17 protein-coding genes are annotated in these 14,151 nt (G+C 69.6%); 6 read left to right on the top strand and 11 right to left on the bottom strand.

Going from position 1 to position 14,151, the window contains the following annotated elements:
• Positions 1-7 precede the first annotated feature (7 nt).
• Entirely contained in the window at positions 8-160 is a 153-nt protein-coding gene (locus ACTIE5_RS13795; protein ID WP_439550280.1) for a hypothetical protein, read from the top strand.
• 81 nt (positions 161-241) lie between these two features.
• Entirely contained in the window at positions 242-511 is a 270-nt protein-coding gene (locus tag ACTIE5_RS13790) for a hypothetical protein (protein ID WP_439550279.1), read from the top strand.
• 6 nt (positions 512-517) lie between these two features.
• On the opposite strand, the gene ACTIE5_RS13785 is transcribed toward ACTIE5_RS13790, so the two are convergent.
• On the bottom strand, positions 518-904 hold the full coding sequence (locus tag ACTIE5_RS13785; protein WP_439550278.1) for a Zn-ribbon domain-containing OB-fold protein: 387 nt from the start codon (positions 902-904) through the stop codon (positions 518-520).
• 5 nt (positions 905-909) lie between these two features.
• Positions 910-2,082, bottom strand: coding sequence for a thiolase domain-containing protein (locus ACTIE5_RS13780; protein ID WP_439550277.1), 1,173 nt, complete (start codon positions 2,080-2,082; stop codon positions 910-912).
• A 122-nt stretch (positions 2,083-2,204) separates the two neighbouring features.
• On the opposite strand from ACTIE5_RS13780, the gene fahA reads away from it, so the two are divergent.
• Genes fahA through ACTIE5_RS13760 form a run of 4 tightly spaced genes read left to right on the top strand, consistent with a single transcriptional unit; the run spans position 2,205 to position 6,617 of the window.
• Positions 2,205-3,509, top strand: a complete 1,305-nt coding sequence (fahA, locus tag ACTIE5_RS13775; protein ID WP_439550276.1) for a fumarylacetoacetase — start codon at positions 2,205-2,207, stop codon at positions 3,507-3,509.
• 53 nt (positions 3,510-3,562) lie between these two features.
• Positions 3,563-4,534, top strand: coding sequence for a hydroxymethylglutaryl-CoA lyase (locus tag ACTIE5_RS13770; protein WP_439550275.1), 972 nt, complete (start codon positions 3,563-3,565; stop codon positions 4,532-4,534).
• Complete coding sequence (locus ACTIE5_RS13765) at positions 4,534-5,493, top strand: Bug family tripartite tricarboxylate transporter substrate binding protein (protein ID WP_439550274.1); 960 nt, start codon at positions 4,534-4,536, stop codon at positions 5,491-5,493. The genes ACTIE5_RS13770 and ACTIE5_RS13765 overlap by 1 nt, the downstream gene beginning before the upstream one ends.
• A complete protein-coding gene (locus ACTIE5_RS13760) occupies positions 5,490-6,617 on the top strand; it encodes a CaiB/BaiF CoA transferase family protein (protein ID WP_439550273.1) in 1,128 nt (375 codons plus the stop codon). The genes ACTIE5_RS13765 and ACTIE5_RS13760 overlap by 4 nt, the downstream gene beginning before the upstream one ends.
• Here the strand turns inward: ACTIE5_RS13760 and ACTIE5_RS13755 are convergent.
• The 9 genes from ACTIE5_RS13755 to ACTIE5_RS13715 form a co-directional block, all read right to left on the bottom strand.
• Positions 6,607-6,921 carry a hypothetical protein gene (locus ACTIE5_RS13755; protein ID WP_439550272.1) on the bottom strand — a complete coding sequence of 105 codons (315 nt, stop codon included), beginning with the start codon at positions 6,919-6,921 and terminating at the stop codon, positions 6,607-6,609. The genes ACTIE5_RS13760 and ACTIE5_RS13755 overlap by 11 nt on opposite strands.
• Positions 6,921-7,907, bottom strand: coding sequence for a phosphotransferase family protein (locus ACTIE5_RS13750; protein ID WP_439550271.1), 987 nt, complete (start codon positions 7,905-7,907; stop codon positions 6,921-6,923). Before ACTIE5_RS13750 ends, ACTIE5_RS13755 begins: the two co-directional genes overlap by 1 nt.
• The gene (locus ACTIE5_RS13745; protein ID WP_439550270.1) at positions 7,900-9,105 is read right to left on the bottom strand and encodes an acyl-CoA dehydrogenase family protein; all 1,206 of its coding nucleotides are present in this window, start codon (positions 9,103-9,105) and stop codon (positions 7,900-7,902) included. The genes ACTIE5_RS13750 and ACTIE5_RS13745 overlap by 8 nt, the downstream gene beginning before the upstream one ends.
• Positions 9,106-9,119: 14 nt before the next feature.
• The gene (locus ACTIE5_RS13740; RefSeq protein WP_439550269.1) at positions 9,120-9,902 is read right to left on the bottom strand and encodes an SDR family NAD(P)-dependent oxidoreductase; all 783 of its coding nucleotides are present in this window, start codon (positions 9,900-9,902) and stop codon (positions 9,120-9,122) included.
• Positions 9,903-9,957: 55 nt separating this feature from the next.
• Positions 9,958-10,326, bottom strand: coding sequence for a response regulator (locus tag ACTIE5_RS13735; RefSeq protein WP_439550268.1), 369 nt, complete (start codon positions 10,324-10,326; stop codon positions 9,958-9,960).
• A gap of 8 nt (positions 10,327-10,334) precedes the next feature.
• Positions 10,335-11,885, bottom strand: coding sequence for a sensor histidine kinase (locus tag ACTIE5_RS13730; RefSeq protein WP_439550267.1), 1,551 nt, complete (start codon positions 11,883-11,885; stop codon positions 10,335-10,337).
• A gap of 147 nt (positions 11,886-12,032) precedes the next feature.
• Positions 12,033-12,410: an oxalurate catabolism protein HpxZ gene (hpxZ, locus tag ACTIE5_RS13725; RefSeq protein ID WP_439550266.1), complete on the bottom strand. Its 378-nt coding sequence runs from the start codon at positions 12,408-12,410 to the stop codon at positions 12,033-12,035.
• A 60-nt stretch (positions 12,411-12,470) separates the two neighbouring features.
• The gene (locus tag ACTIE5_RS13720; protein ID WP_439550265.1) at positions 12,471-13,379 is read right to left on the bottom strand and encodes a DUF6282 family protein; all 909 of its coding nucleotides are present in this window, start codon (positions 13,377-13,379) and stop codon (positions 12,471-12,473) included.
• 30 nt (positions 13,380-13,409) lie between these two features.
• Positions 13,410-14,150, bottom strand: coding sequence for an amino acid ABC transporter ATP-binding protein (locus ACTIE5_RS13715; RefSeq protein WP_439550264.1), 741 nt, complete (start codon positions 14,148-14,150; stop codon positions 13,410-13,412).
• Position 14,151 lies beyond the last annotated feature (1 nt).

The raw sequence follows: 14,151 nt of genomic DNA, 5'->3' as shown, positions 1-14,151 counted from the left end.
GAACGTCATGCGGCCGTTGATCACGATGCTAGCCCTGCTGGCACTGGCGGCCTGCACGACCGACCAGGTAGCGCGCAGCGCGGCCTCCGCCTGCCGCGCCAGCCCGCAATCCTGCACCGACCGCACGGTGCCGGAGGCTGCGCGCAGTCCCGGGATGTAACCCCCGCGGGCGTGATCGCCCGGTGATGCCACCCCTGGCCGCTTCGAACGTTGCGCCGCCTCCGACGGGGCGGATCAGCGCATGGCGTATTGGGTGGTGGTGGCCGGACTTGTCGCCGGGGATTGGTATCGGTTCGGCGGCCAGCATATCGCCAACCGCACCGCCATCGCGGCGCTGATCCTGATGGGTGCCTGGCTGCTGGGCGTGCCGCTGCTGTGGGGCCTGATGCTGGGCGTCGCCGGTTGGGTCCAGGCCGCGATCCCCATGCAATGGCACCGCGCCAGCAGCACCGCCGGGCTGACCGCCGGCGCGGGGATCATGGCCTGGGCGCTGGGCCTGTCCCTGCCCTGATCAGCGTCAGACCAGGGTGAAGCAGGGAACGGGCGGGCCATCATGCTCGCTGGCCTTGAACACCAGCCGCACCTTGGCGCCGATGCGCACCGCTTCGAGCTCGCAATCCACGATGTTGGTAAACAGCCGCGGGCCTTCCGCGAGTTCCACATAGGCCGCGCAAATCGGGCCACCGGCGCGCAGGATGGTGTAGCTGTAGATCGTGCCCGCCCCGCTCGCCTCCACCAGTTCCACATTGGGCGACAGCGTGAAGGGCGAGACGCCGCGAGGGTACCAGAAATGCCGGCCCGTATCCCGGCAGAGGCCGATCAGCAGTTTTCCCTCTCGGGCTGCCTCCCACACGGCCTTGCTGGTCGGATCGGCCACGGGGGCGGCGAAGAGCTTCTCGCTCATGGGTGTCACTCCCGTTCCAGGATGAGGGTCGCGCTGCCATGCCGGTGGCCCAGCAAGCCCCCCGTGCCATGCGCCAGCGCCAGGCTGCAGTCCTTCACCTGCACCGCCGGGTGCGCTTCGCCCCTCAGCTGCCGCACCGCCTCGATCACCTTGGTCATGCCGCCGCGATTGGCTGGGTGGTTGTTGCAGAGCCCGCCGCCATCCGTGTTGAAGGGCAGCTTCCCCACCCCGCTGATGAGGTTGCCGTCGGAGACGAACTTTCCGCCCTCGCCCTTCGCGCAGAAGCCGAGATCCTCCAACTGCATCAGCACGGTGATGGTGAAGCTGTCGTAGATCGACGCGTACCGGATGTCCGCGGGCGTCACACCGGCCTCTCCGAAGGCCCGCGCGCCGGTCAGTGCCGCACCGCTGCTGGTCAGGTCGCGGTAGCCGCCGAATTCGCCCTGCGCCGTCTCCCCGGTGCCGCGCACCGTTACCACCGGGCGCTTCAGGTCGCGCGCGATCTCCGGCCTGGTGACGATCAGCGCGCCACCGCCATCGCTGATGACGCAGCAATCCAGGCGATGCAGCGGGTCCGACACCATCGGCGAATTCACCACATCCTCCACCGTCACCACCTTCTTCAGCATGGCGTGGGGGTTGTGCTGGGCGTGGTGGCTGGCGGCGACCTTGATCCAGGCGAGCTGTTCGCTGGTGGTGCCGTATTCATGCATGTGCCGCATGGCACACAGCGCGTAGCTGGTGCCCGTCGTCTTGGTGAAGGGGATCTCGAACTGATCGTCCGGCACGGACGGATTCTGCGCCCGCGCGCCGGTGCCGACCGCCTGGCCCTCGCTGCGCGGCCGCCCCGCCAGCGTGATCAGCACGACATTGGCGCGCCCCAGCTTGATGGCCGCCGCGGCATGCGCGACATGCGCGATGTAGGAACAGCCGCCGAGGTCGGTGCTGTCAGCGTAGCTCAGGCGATCCAGGCCCATATAGTCGATCATCGATAGCGGCCCGAGCCCCGGTGCATCGCCGGCGCAGACATAGCCGTCGATGTCGTCCTTGCTCAGCCCCGCATCCTGCAGCGCGCCCCAGGCGACCTCCGCATGCAGCTGCGCGACGGATTTATCCTCCGCCTTGCGGGTGGGATGTTCGAAGGCACCGACGATGCAGGCGCTGCCGCGAAGGCTCATGGCGGGGATCCGGACGCTGTTGGGGCGCAGCGTGGCAAGGGATGGCGCGGTGGGCAAGACGGGCGGACTTCACGCCACGGCTGGGCTGTGCTGCCCTGCGCGGAACGGCTTGGGGAACGACCATGGCACTCGACGATACGCATGACGCGGCGCGGCAATCCTTCGTGGCCTCCGCCAATGGCCACACGGATTTCCCGATCCAGAACCTGCCCTTCGGGGTCTTCTCGCCCCCTGGCGGCGCACCGCGCGCGGGGGTGGCGATCGGGGACATGATCCTCGACCTGGAGGCGGCGGCCGAGGCCCACCTGTTCTGCGGGGATGCCGATGTCGCGGCCCGCGCCGCGAAGGGCGGCGCGCTGAACGCCATGCTGGCGCTCGGCACCGGCCCGCGCCGCGCGCTCCGCGCCCAATTGTCCACGCTGCTGGAAGCGGGTTCGCGGTTCGAGGCGCAGGTGACGCCGATGCTGCACCCGGCCGCGGATTGCACGATGCACCTGCCCGCGCGGATCGGCGACTACACTGATTTTTTCGCCGGCATCCAGCACGCGATGAATGCCGGCGCCATGTTCCGCCCCGACAATCCCCTGCTGCCGAACTACAAATATGTCCCCATCGGCTATCACGGCCGCGCCTCCTCCATCGTGCCGTCGGGCCACCCCGTGCGGCGCCCGAACGGCCAGCGGAAGCCGGCGAGCGAAACGGTGCCGAGCGTCGGCCCCTCCCGCAACCTCGACTACGAACTCGAACTCGGCATCTGGATCGGCCCCGGCAACAAGCTCGGCGAACCCATCCCCATCGGTGCAGCCGGCGACCACATCGCCGGCTTCTGCCTGCTGAACGACTGGTCCGCGCGGGACATCCAGGGCTGGGAATACCAGCCGCTCGGCCCGTTCCTGGCGAAGAGCTTCTGCTCCACCATCAGCCCCTGGATCATCACCCCCGAAGCCATGGCGCCCTTCCGCGTGGCGCAGGCGAAGCGGCCGGAGGGCGACCCGGCGCCGCTGCCCTACCTCTGGGACCAGGCAGACCAGGACAGCGGCGCGATGGCGCTGGAGTTGGAAGTGCTGCTGGTGACGCCGGGGCTGAAGGCGCAGGGCCTGCCCCCGCATCGCCTCGGCCTGTCCGACGCCCGCGCGCTGTACTGGACCCCCGCGCAGCTGGTCGCGCACCACGCCAGCGGCGGCTGCAACCTGAACCCCGGCGACCTCTGCGGCACCGGCACCATCTCCACCACGGAAGTCTCGGGCTACGGATCGCTGCTGGAGATCACGAAGGGAGGCCGCGAACCGCTGACCCTGGCCTCCGGCGAGACGCGCCGCTTCCTGGAGGATGGCGACGAGGTCACGCTGCTGGCCCGCGCCCGCCGCGACGGCTTCGTCGGTATCGGCTTCGGTCCCTGCACCGGCACCATCCACCCCGCGCCTTGAACCGCGCGCCCAACGGCGCGACGATACCGGCAAGTAGCAAGGAGGAAATAGCCATGGCTGACCGGCCGAAGCGCGTGGAGTTCCGGGAGGAAGGGCCGCGCGAGGGCTTCCAGATCGAGAAGACCATCTTCCCGCTGGAGAGCCGCGTGCAGTTGGTGGAGGCCCTGGCCGAGACCGGCCTGCACCACATCCAGGTCGCGAGCTTCGTCAGCCCCAAGGCCGTGCCCCAGATGGCCGACAGCGAGGCCTTCTTCGCCGCCATCCGCAAGAAGCCGGGCGTCCACTACGCCGGCCTCTGGCTGAACGAACAGGGCTTCCACCGCGCCAAGGCCACGCCCGGCGTGGACCTCTCCGGCAAGATCTCCCTCTATGCCTCCAACGCCTTCGCGCTGAAGAACAATGGCTGCACGGCGCAGGAGATGGCTGAACGCCAGCGGCGCTGGCTGGAATTGTATGACGAGGCCGGGATCGCGCCGGAATTTGCCATCATCATGGCCGCCTTCGGCTGCAACTATGAAGGCGACATCCCACCCGATCGCGTGGTGGGGATGGCGAAGTTCGCGCATTCGATCTGTGCCGAACGCGGCCACAAGCTCCCGGCGGTGTTCCTGGCGGACACGATGGGCTGGGGCAACCCGGACCAGACGCGCCGCCTGGTCGGCATGGTGCGGGATGCGCTGCCGGATGTGCGGATCGGCCTGCACCTGCACGACACGCGCGGCATCGGCACCGCCAATGTCATGGCCGCGCTCGACATGGGCGTCGATTTCTTCGACAGCAGCGTGGCGGGATTGGGCGGCTGCCCCTTCGCGGCGCATGGCGATGCGGGCGCGGCCGGCAATGTCTGCACCGAGGACCTGGTCTTCCTGTGCCACGAACTCGGCATCGAGACGGGCATCGACCTGGAAGCCCTGGTGGAATGCGCGAAGCTGGCGGAACGCATCATCGGCCGCCGCCTGAATGGCCGCGTCATGCATGCGGGATCACTGGCGAAGTACCGCGCGCCGAAGCGGGAGGCCGCGTGATGATCGCCCGCCGTTCGCTGTTCGCGCTGCCGCTGCTGGCCACGCCCGCCTTCGCCCAGGAACGCTACCCCTCACGCCCCATCCGCTTCATCGTCCCCTTCGCCGCCGGCGCCGCCACGGATTTGCGGGCGCGCATCTTCGCCGAACGCATGGCGCAGGATTGGGGCCAGCCCGTCGTGGTGGATAATCGCGGTGGCGCCAATGGCTTCATCGCGGCGGAGGCCGTCGCCCGTGCCCGCGGCGATGGCTACACGCTGCTCTTCACCTCGAACACCACGCATGGCTCCAACCCCGCTCTGTTCCGCCGCCTGCCCTATGATCCCATCAAGGATTTCGAACCGGTGGCGCTGCTCGGCGTCTCCACCATGCTCGTCGTGGTCAACAACAATCTCGGCATCCGCAGCATCGCGGAGCTGATCGCCTACGGCCGCGCCAACCCCGGCAAGCTGAGCTTCGGCAGCGGCAGCCAGTCCAGCCGCATGGCGGGGGAGATGTTCAAGGCGATGGCGGGGATCGACATGGAGAATGTCTCCTACCGTGCCAACCCGCAGGCCATCACGGATGTCATCTCCGGCACCCTGCCGCTGATGTTCTGCGACACCACCACCGCGATCCCGCAGGTGCGGGAGGGGCGCGTCCGCGCGCTGGCCGTCACCGCCGGCGCGCGCATCTCCGCCATGCCGGACCTGCCGACGGTGGCGGAGGCCGGCAACCTGCCGGGCTACGAACTGGGTACCTGGACTGCGGTCTATGCGACGGCCGGCACGCCGCGGGAGATCGTGGACCAGCTGAACGCGAAGCTGCGGGAAATCCTGGCGCTGCCCGCCGTGGCGGAGCGCCTGCGCGCCGATGCGACGGAGCCGCTGACAGGCTCGCCCGACCATCTCCGCGATTTCACCCTGGCGGAAATCGAGAAATGGACCCGTGTGGCGCGCCAGGCCGGAATCCAGCCGGAATGAGCGGGCCTCTTGCTGGCATCAAGGTCATCGAGATCGGCCAGGTCCTCTCCGGCCCCTTCGCCGGCGCCATCTTCGCCGATCTGGGCGCCGACGTCATCAAGGTGGAGAAGCCGGAGGGCGGCGACGACGCCCGCCAGATGGGTGTCGCCTTCCGCCACGGCGATGCCTTCAATTTCCATGAGTTCAACCGCGGCAAGCGGAGCATCGCGCTGGACCTGAAATCGGAAGCGGGCATGGCGGCGCTGCATGCGCTGCTCGATGAAGCCGACATCCTCGTCCACAACATGCGCCCCGGCGTGCCGGAGGCACTCGGCCTCGATCCCTATGCGACGACCGAGCGCCACAAGCAGCTGATCTACTGCAACATGGGCGCCTTCGGTCACAAGGGGCCGCTGAAGGACCGGCCGGGCTATGAGCCGCTGCTGCAGGCCTTCGCCGGCCTCAACGCCATCACCGGTGAACCGGATGGCCCGCCCGTGCGCATGGGTGCCTCCGTCGTGGACCAGGGTACGGGCATGTGGACCGTGATCGGTGCGCTGTCCGCGCTGCAACAGCGTGCCCGCACCGGCCGCGGCTGCGTGGTGAACACATCGCTGTTCGAGACGGCGTTCCTCTGGGCAGGCCAGAAGGTCGGCGCCTATGTGAACCAGGGCAAGCTGCCGGAACGCCACGCCAGCGGCCACCCCGGCTTCGTGCCCTATGAAAGCTTCGAGGCTTCCGACGGCCCGCTGCTGGTGTGCTGCGGGAATGACCGGCTGTTCCGGAAATTCGCCGCGGAACTCGGCCACCCCGAATGGCCGCAGGACCCCCGCTTCGCCACCAACCGCCTGCGCCTGGCCAACAAGGCCGAATGCCTGGCGCTGGTGCGAGACGCGATGCGCCAGCGCCCGCGTGCGGAATGGCTGGAACGGCTGGTGGCGGCGGGCGTGCCCTGCGCGCCGATCAACACCATCCCGGAAATGCTGGAGGAACCGCAGGCCAAGGCCATCGGCATGCTGGTCACGCCACCCGGCGAGGACTTTTGCGTAACTGCCCTGCCGGTGTCCTTCGATGGCGAACGCCCTCAGCCGAAAGCGGGGGCGCCACGGCTGGATGGCCACAAGGGCGCGCGGTTCAGCCCGTAGCGCCCAGCGCCTTCGGCGCGCTCACCGCCGCGCGGGCACGGGCATAGTCCCGCAACAGCGCTGCGGTGGCGTCGTGGTGCGGCGTGCCGGGATCGTGCGCCCCCGCGCGGATCGCCGCCGCCAGCGCGGCCAAATCCGGCATCGGCGGCGCCACCGCATCCCGTTCCCGCAGCGCCAGCGCGATCGCGGCCGCCACCATCCGCGCCGCCATCGCCTTCTCCGGCGGCAGCGCCGGCAGAATCTCGAGCAACACCACGTCCCGCGCGGTGGCCAGCAGGTCCGCGCCGTCGGGCTTTTCCAGCATCACAGCGCCTCCACCATCGCCAGCACGTCCAGTTCCAACTCAGGCACGATATGCCCGGTCAGCGCCAGTTCCAGGCTGCGTTCCTGGCCCGAGAGGTGCCGCGCCGCCTGGTCGGCCGCGATGACGGCCCAGCGGATCGTCGCCATCAGCTCCCACCACGGCATCCGGGCGCGGTCGATCACGACACCAGCCTCCGCCTCATACCCCGCATAGAAGGCCTCCCGCGCACCGATGCCACCGGCCTCCCGCGCCACCGCGCCGAAGCGCCAGCACTTCGCGCAGAACCAGCCGAGATCGGCATGGGGATCGCCCCAGGCAGCGAATTCCCAGTCCAGCACGGCGGAAACCCGCGCGCCGTCCAGCATGATGTTGCCGGTGCGGAAATCATGGTGGCAGAGCACGGGCGCGACCGACGCCGGCACATGACGTTCCAGCGCCCGTAGCCCCCATTCCAGCACCGGCCGCGGCGTGCGCGCCTCATCCAGCCTCGCCCGCATCGATGCGATCATCGCCCGCGCCGCATCCGCCGGCGGATCGCCGAGGAAGCCGAGATCCGCGCGCGGCGGCACGATGCGATGGATGCGCGCGAGTTCCCTGCCCAGCGCGGCAACAACCTCATCGCCGTAAGGCGCCGCCTGCTTCACCACGCGATGCGCGGCGGCGATGCCGTCCACGCGCCCCATGACGAAAAACGGCCGGCCGATCACGCCAGTGTCCTCGCAGAGGAACAGCGGCGCCGCCACCGTCACCCCCGCATCCCGCGCCGCCCGCAACAGCGCGAACTCCGCCGCGCGCGGCAGGGACACCGCCAGCACGGCCGGCGCATCCGTGCGCAGCACCCAGCGCTCCGCACCCTCCCGCGTCTCCACATCCAGCGCCCAGTTCTGCTGGATGGCGCCGCCGGACAGCCGCTTCAGCGCGGTGATGCGAAGCCCGTCATCGCCCGCTGCGCGCGCCAGCCAGGCGCGGAGCCTTTCCTCATCCATGCGCGCCCCACTCGAAGAAGTCGCGCCCCTCCCGCCGCAGGAAATTCGCCAGCACCATGCGGTGCACCTCGCTCGCGCCATCCACCAGGCGGGCCTGGCGGGCGTAGCGATACATCCACTCCACCACCGTATCCTTGGAATAGCCGCGCGCGCCGAGCAGTTGCAGCGAGGTATCCACCGCCTTGTGCAGCGCATCCGCCACGACGATCTTGGCCATGGAGACCTCCTTCCGCGCGAAGCCGCCCTGGTCCAGCACCCAGGCCGCCTTCATGGTCAGCAGGCGCCCGATCTCCAGCTCCATCGCCGCCTGGCCCACCAGGCCCTGCACGCTTTCCCGGTCGATCAGCTTCTGCCCGAAGCTTTCGCGGGTCGCGATGCGCTCCATCGCGATCTCCAGCGCGCGGCGGCCCATGCCGAGCCAGCGCATGCAATGGGTCAACCGCGCCGGGCCGAGGCGGATCTGCGTCACCTTCAGCCCGTCGCCCACGCCCATCAGCACGTTCTCGTCGGGAATCTCCAGGCCATCAAAGGCCAATTCGCAATGCCCGCCATGCTCTTCCGGCCCCATGATCGGGATGCGGCGGACAATCTCCCACCCCGGCTGGTCGGCATGGAACAGGAAGCAGGTCAGCCCCTTGCGCGCATCGTCGGAGGTGCGCGCGATCAGCAGGAAGTGCTTCGACTCCCCCGCGCCGGTGATGTAGTGCTTGCGGCCCGTGATGCGCCAACGGTCGTTGCCGATGCGCTCCGCCTTGGTGTAGGTCAGGCCGGGATCGCTGCCGCAGCCATCGGGTTCCGTCATCGCGAAGGATGACTGCACATCGCCATCGACGATCGGTTGCAGCCAGCGCGTCTTCTGCGCCTCCGTCCCCACCTTCTCCAGCACCTGCATGTTACCGTCATCGGGTGCGGCGCTGTTGAAGACGACGGGGCCGAAGATGGATCGGTTCATCTCCTCATAGCAGGCGGCCATGCCGATCTTGGTCAGGCCGCCACCACCGCGATGCTTCGGCATCTGCAAGGCCCAGAGTCCCGCCGCCTTCGCCTCCGCCCGCATCCGCTTCAGCACAGCGGGGTGGATGTTCTCATGCTCGTCGTAATTGGCGCGGTCCGCTTCCAGCGGGATCAGCCTTTCATCGACGAAGGCGCGCACGCGGGTCTGCACATCCACGATGTCGGGCGACAGGCGAAAATCCATGCGGGGTGCTCCGGTCAGAGGCTGTTGACGGAATGGCCGCCATCGATGGTGACGACGCTGCCCGTCATATGGGCGCCGGCGTCGGATGCCAGCAGCAGCAGCGGCCCGGTCAGGTCATCGACCGTGCCGAGGCGGCGTTGCGGGATGCGCTTCACCACGGCCTGGCCGGCCTCGCTGGCGAAAAAGTCGCGGTTGATCTCGGTGGCGATGTAGCCGGGCGCCAGCGCGTTCACGCGGATGCGGTGGCGCGCCAGTTCCACGGCCATCTGCCGCGTCAGGTGCACCAGCGCCGCCTTGGCGGCGGAATAGCCGGCAACGCCCGGGATGACGCGCTCCGCCAGGATGGAGGCGATGTTGACGATGCTGCCGCCATTCCCCGCCGCCACCATCCGCCGGGCCACCGCCTGCCCCATTGCGAAGGCCCCGCGGAGGTCCACGGCCATCACCTGGTCCCAATCCTCCGCCGTGTGGTCCAGGAAGGGCCGCGTGGCGGCGATGCCGGCATTGTTGACCAGGATGTCCACCGGCCCGAAGGCGCGTTCCGTCACGGCCAGCGCATCGGCGATGGAGGCATCCTCCGTCACATCCAGCGCCACGGCGCGCGCGCCCTCCCCCAGCTCCTCCGCCAGGCCGCGCAGGCTGGCGGGCTTGCGCGCCCCCATCGCCACGCGGGCGCCCGCCCCGTGCAGGATTCGGGCGAAATGCCGGCCCAGCACGCCGGAGGCACCCGTCACCAGCGCGACCCGCCCTTCGAGCGAGAATGCCGCGAAGGGCGATCCCGCCCCGCTTTCCGCCATGCCCTGCCTCCCCGGTGCTGCGCCCCGCTGGATTCGCACCCGGGGGCCGCGCCGGTCAACCGGGTAGCAGGCGCCGCAATTCGGCCAGGACCGCATCCATGTCGAGCGGCTTGGAAAACAGGCTCACCGGCGCCTCCCCATCCCGCCGGAAGGCGTCCTGGCCGCCGGCGGGCGCGTAGCCCGTCATCACCACCACCGGCAGGTCCGGCCTGGCGGCGCGCAGCGCGCGGATCAGCCCCGCGCCATCCAGCCGCGGCATCCGCAAATCCGTCAGCAGCAGATCCGGCGGCTGGCGCGCCGCGGCCTCCATCGCCGCCTGGCCATCCGGGGCCAGCACCACTTCATACCCCTGGGCGAGGAGTTCATCCTCGATCGCCATGGCGGCGAGCCCCTCATCCTCCGCCACGAGTATCCGGTGCGCCATGCAAGCCATCAGCAGGCGACCGGGAGGGGAGCGAGCCCATCCACGGTGGGTTCGGCAAGCGCCAGGGTCATCGTGAAGCAGGCCCCCCCCTCGGGCAGGTTCGCGGCCGAAATGCCCCCGCCCATGCCGCGCGCCACCGCCGCCGCCAGCGACAGGCCGAGCCCGCTGCCATGGCCGGGGTCCTTGGTGGTGAAGAAGGGATCGAAGATCGACTGGCGCAACGCCTCCGCCACGCCCGGGCCATTGTCCCGCACCTCGATCACCGCCCGCCGCCCGACCTCCCGCAGGGATACGGCGATCCGCGCGGGCGAGGTGACGCCGGTGGCGCGGGCTTCCAGCACCGCGTCCCGGGCATTGGACAGCAGGTGCAGCACCGCCTGTTCGAGCCGGGCCGGCGTTCCCGTCACCGCGACGGCGCCAGGCGGGGCGGAGAAGGACAGCGCGATGCCGTCCGGTGCATATTGCCCATCCGCGGTCCACACCGCCGCGCCGACCACGCCCGTGGCGTCGAAGGTTTCTGCCGCCCCGGCTTCCGCCGCCGCCAGGGCGCGGATGCGGCCGACCAGGTCCCCGGCCCGGCGCAACTGGCCCTCCACCACGCCGATCGCCGCCATCAGCCGGGCGCCTTGTTCGTTCACTGCCCCCGTCGCGGCCTGCCGGGCATGGCGCAACCACAGCAAAGCGGCGTTCAGCGGCTGGCTCGTCTCATGCGCCAGGCCCGCGCACATGGTGCCGATGGTGGCCAGCCGGGCCGATTCGACCAGCCCGGCCTGCAGGCGCCTAGTTTCCGTGATGTCCCGCGCGCTGCCCAGCAGCCGGTCCACCTGGCCATCCGCGTTGCGCATCGGCACCAGCACGGTCTGCCACACGCGGTGGCCGTTCGGCGTCTCCGCCTCCACCTCGTAATGCTGCACCTCCCCCGTCTCCGCCGCGCGGCGCCAGTGGGGCAGGACGCGTTCGGTGATGCCGGGGATGAAGCCGGATTGCGCATCGCGCCCCAGCACCTGCGCAGCCGGCAGGCCGAAGAGCCGTTCATAGGCGGGGTTGACGGTTTCGGTCACGAAGGCCGCGCCACCCTGTTCCACCCGCAGGACGAACAGCGCCTCCGCCAGATTGGTGATGAAGGCGGCGGTCCGGGCCTCGCTGTCCAGCGCCCTTGCTTCGGCCGCGCGGCGCTCCTCCACCTCCCGCGCCAGCGCCGCCGGGCTGGGCAGCGCCAGCAGGCGGGGCAGCAGGGGCCAGAGCGTGATGGCGGTGGCGATGGAGACGGCCGCGCAGAAGGCCTTGATCAGCCCCTCCGCCAGCGGGTTCGGGTGGAACATGGTCCAGGCATGGGTGAGATGCGTGGCGCCGCAGGCGATGATGAACAGCGCGAACAGCCCGAAGATCCAGGGATAGGCCAGGTCCCGGCGGCGGACCGCGAAGACGACCAGCGCCGCAGGGATCGAGAAATAGGCCAGCCCCGTCCCGATATCGGAGAGCAGGTGCAGCCAGGCCAGGTCCGGGTCCACCAGCATGCAGACGCCAGGCGGGGCGAGGTTCGGCGTGAGGGTGGGCAAGGGGCCGGATTCTCGAACAGGGGGTTTGGCGTGGTCGGCTTCCAACCTCCTCCTTACCGCAGCCCGCCGCCGCCGCCCTCCGCCAAGCCATCATTGCAGCGCATCATCACGCGCGATTGAACGGAACGCGCCGACGTTGCGCCCGCATCATCCGCCCGCGGGCATCAGGGAAACATGGGCGGAGACGACGCGCCAGCCCTCCGGCATTCGCACCCAGGTCTGGCTCTGCCGGCCGATCCGGCCGTTGCGGGAGAAGGTGGTATTCGCCGTGGCGAAGTCGCGGCCATGGGTGGTGATCACGGTCCGCACCAGCTCCCGCTCCAGCCCGACGGAGGGGCGGGAGGCGCGGAAGGCCATGATCTCCTCATAGCCATGCAGGATCTCCCCGGCGCCGTAGCGGATGGTGCGGGGGTCGTTCCAGAACAGCTCGTCCAGCACGGCGACGTCATTCGTCACCAGCGCGACCTCGTAGCGCCGGAAGGCGGCAGTGACCTCGGCCACCACCTCGGGGATGTCGATTTCCATCAGATCTGGATCCTTCTGGGAGCTTGGGGCCCGACGGGGTGTTGAGCGGGGGGCGGCCCGTCAGTCGATCCCGAACAGTGCCGCCGGATTGGTCGAGGTCATCCGCCGCAATTCGGCATCCGAGAACCCTTCGCTTTGCACGAGGAGGAGATATTCCCGGAATGCCTCCACCGGCGGCGGCAGCAGGAAGACGCCGGCATCGGAGGAGAGGATGCAGCGATCCCCCGCGGCGCGGATGCGCGGCGTGAAATCCTGGATGGTGCTGGAGGAGGAGATCTTGTGCTTCTCCTCATCCACATGGGTCAGGCCGACCTGGGTCGCATGGGTCAGGATGAAGAAGCTGAGTTCCACATAGCCGCCGAGCGCCACGATGGCCGCGATCTGGTCCGTGCTGTAGCGCGAACCGTGGGTGCGGATCCGCGTCACGCCGCGCTTCCTCGCCTCCTCCGTCAGCGCCACGGCCTCACGGCCGGAGACATGGCCGCAATCGAACACCACGTCGCGCTCGGCGCAGAGGTCCATGATGGCGCAGACCACGTCGGGGACGACGTTGTTGTCCGGCACCTGGAAGGTGGTCTCGAGGAAAGCGGGGCCGCGGCCCTCCCGTTCCGCGATGTAGCGGGTGTGGTGCGTGGGCAGGGACACGAAGCGCGCGCCGGTGCCGGGGCCGTAGCCATAGCCGATGGCGGCCTTCGCCACTTCCAGCGTCACGCCGCCGGCCGTCGGCTGCATGATGACGCCGCCGAAGGCCTGGCAGCCGAGATGGCCGAGTTCGTCATTCGCCAGCGCGGCGAAGCCCGATGTGTTCTGGAAGTTGCACATGATGCCGATGGCCTTCATGCCGGCGGCGGCGGCCTGGCGGACGGCTTCGAACACATTGACGCTGCGGCCGTTCAGATGCGGCGCGCAATGGACATGGCAGTCGATGGCGCCCTTCAGCAGGTGCGAACCGGGCGGGACGTAGGGCATCGGGGCGTTCCTTGTCGTGTCGGGCGCGGTTCAGTGCCGCAGGATCTTCGCGGTGAATTCCTTCAGGCGCGGGCTCTGCGGCGCATCGAAGATCTGGGCCGGCGGCCCCACCTCCACCACCCGGCCCTGGTCCATGAAGACGACGGTGGTGGCGACTTCGCGGATGAAGGCCATCTCATGGCTCACGATCAGCATCGTCATCCCATCCGCATGCAGCGCGCGGATGGTGTCCAGCACCTCATTCACCAGTTCGGGGTCGAGCGCGCTGGTCACTTCGTCCAGCAGCAGGATGTCGGGGCGCAGCGCCAGCGCGCGCGCGATCGCCACGCGCTGCTGCTGCCCGCCGGAAAGTTCGTCCGGATAGGCGTTGAACTTCGCGCCGAGGCCGACCTTCGTCAGCAGCGCGCGCGCCTCCTCCTCCACCGCGGCGGAGGGACGCTTCTTCACCAGGGTCGGCGCGATGGCGACATTGCGCAGCGCCGTCATGTTCTGGAACAGGTTGTATTGCTGGAAGACGATGGCGAAGCGGTCGCGCGCCGCGCGCAGGCTGGCGCGGCTGGCATAGTCCACCACCTCATCCCCGATGGTCACGCGGCCCGCGCGCGGCTTCAGCAGCCCGACCAGCGCGCGCAGCAGCGATGACTTGCCGGACCCCGAGGGACCGATCAGCCCCACCACCTCCCCCTTCGCGAAGCGGAGCGTGACGTCGTTGAGCACATCCGCCTTGCCGCCGTAGCTGGCGGTCAGCCCATCAAGCGCAAGGAAGGCCAAG

It is taken from the genome of Falsiroseomonas sp. (assembly GCF_051859025.1).
GTDB lineage: Bacteria > Pseudomonadota > Alphaproteobacteria > Acetobacterales > Acetobacteraceae > Falsiroseomonas.
Note: the sequence above shows the minus strand (reverse complement) of the source record. Positions and strands in the feature narration are given on the sequence as shown.

Excerpts from the sequence above, each read along its gene's own strand:
- ACTIE5_RS13755 (WP_439550272.1), bottom strand. The coding sequence starts at position 6,921 with ATGCTGGAAAAGCCCGACGGCGCGGACCTGCTGGCCACCGCGCGGGAC.
- ACTIE5_RS13765 (WP_439550274.1), top strand. The coding sequence starts at position 4,534 with ATGATCGCCCGCCGTTCGCTGTTCGCGCTGCCGCTGCTGGCCACGCCC.
- ACTIE5_RS13735 (WP_439550268.1), bottom strand. The coding sequence starts at position 10,326 with ATGGCGCACCGGATACTCGTGGCGGAGGATGAGGGGCTCGCCGCCATG.
- hpxZ (WP_439550266.1), bottom strand. The coding sequence starts at position 12,410 with ATGGAAATCGACATCCCCGAGGTGGTGGCCGAGGTCACTGCCGCCTTC.
- ACTIE5_RS13795 (WP_439550280.1), top strand. The coding sequence starts at position 8 with ATGCGGCCGTTGATCACGATGCTAGCCCTGCTGGCACTGGCGGCCTGC.
- ACTIE5_RS13770 (WP_439550275.1), top strand. The coding sequence starts at position 3,563 with ATGGCTGACCGGCCGAAGCGCGTGGAGTTCCGGGAGGAAGGGCCGCGC.
- ACTIE5_RS13720 (WP_439550265.1), bottom strand. The coding sequence starts at position 13,379 with ATGCCCTACGTCCCGCCCGGTTCGCACCTGCTGAAGGGCGCCATCGAC.
- fahA (WP_439550276.1), top strand. The coding sequence starts at position 2,205 with ATGGCACTCGACGATACGCATGACGCGGCGCGGCAATCCTTCGTGGCC.
- ACTIE5_RS13760 (WP_439550273.1), top strand. The coding sequence starts at position 5,490 with ATGAGCGGGCCTCTTGCTGGCATCAAGGTCATCGAGATCGGCCAGGTC.
- ACTIE5_RS13790 (WP_439550279.1), top strand. The coding sequence starts at position 242 with ATGGCGTATTGGGTGGTGGTGGCCGGACTTGTCGCCGGGGATTGGTAT.
- ACTIE5_RS13740 (WP_439550269.1), bottom strand. The coding sequence starts at position 9,902 with ATGGCGGAAAGCGGGGCGGGATCGCCCTTCGCGGCATTCTCGCTCGAA.
- ACTIE5_RS13780 (WP_439550277.1), bottom strand. The coding sequence starts at position 2,082 with ATGAGCCTTCGCGGCAGCGCCTGCATCGTCGGTGCCTTCGAACATCCC.
- ACTIE5_RS13745 (WP_439550270.1), bottom strand. The coding sequence starts at position 9,105 with ATGGATTTTCGCCTGTCGCCCGACATCGTGGATGTGCAGACCCGCGTG.
- ACTIE5_RS13750 (WP_439550271.1), bottom strand. The coding sequence starts at position 7,907 with ATGGATGAGGAAAGGCTCCGCGCCTGGCTGGCGCGCGCAGCGGGCGAT.
- ACTIE5_RS13785 (WP_439550278.1), bottom strand. The coding sequence starts at position 904 with ATGAGCGAGAAGCTCTTCGCCGCCCCCGTGGCCGATCCGACCAGCAAG.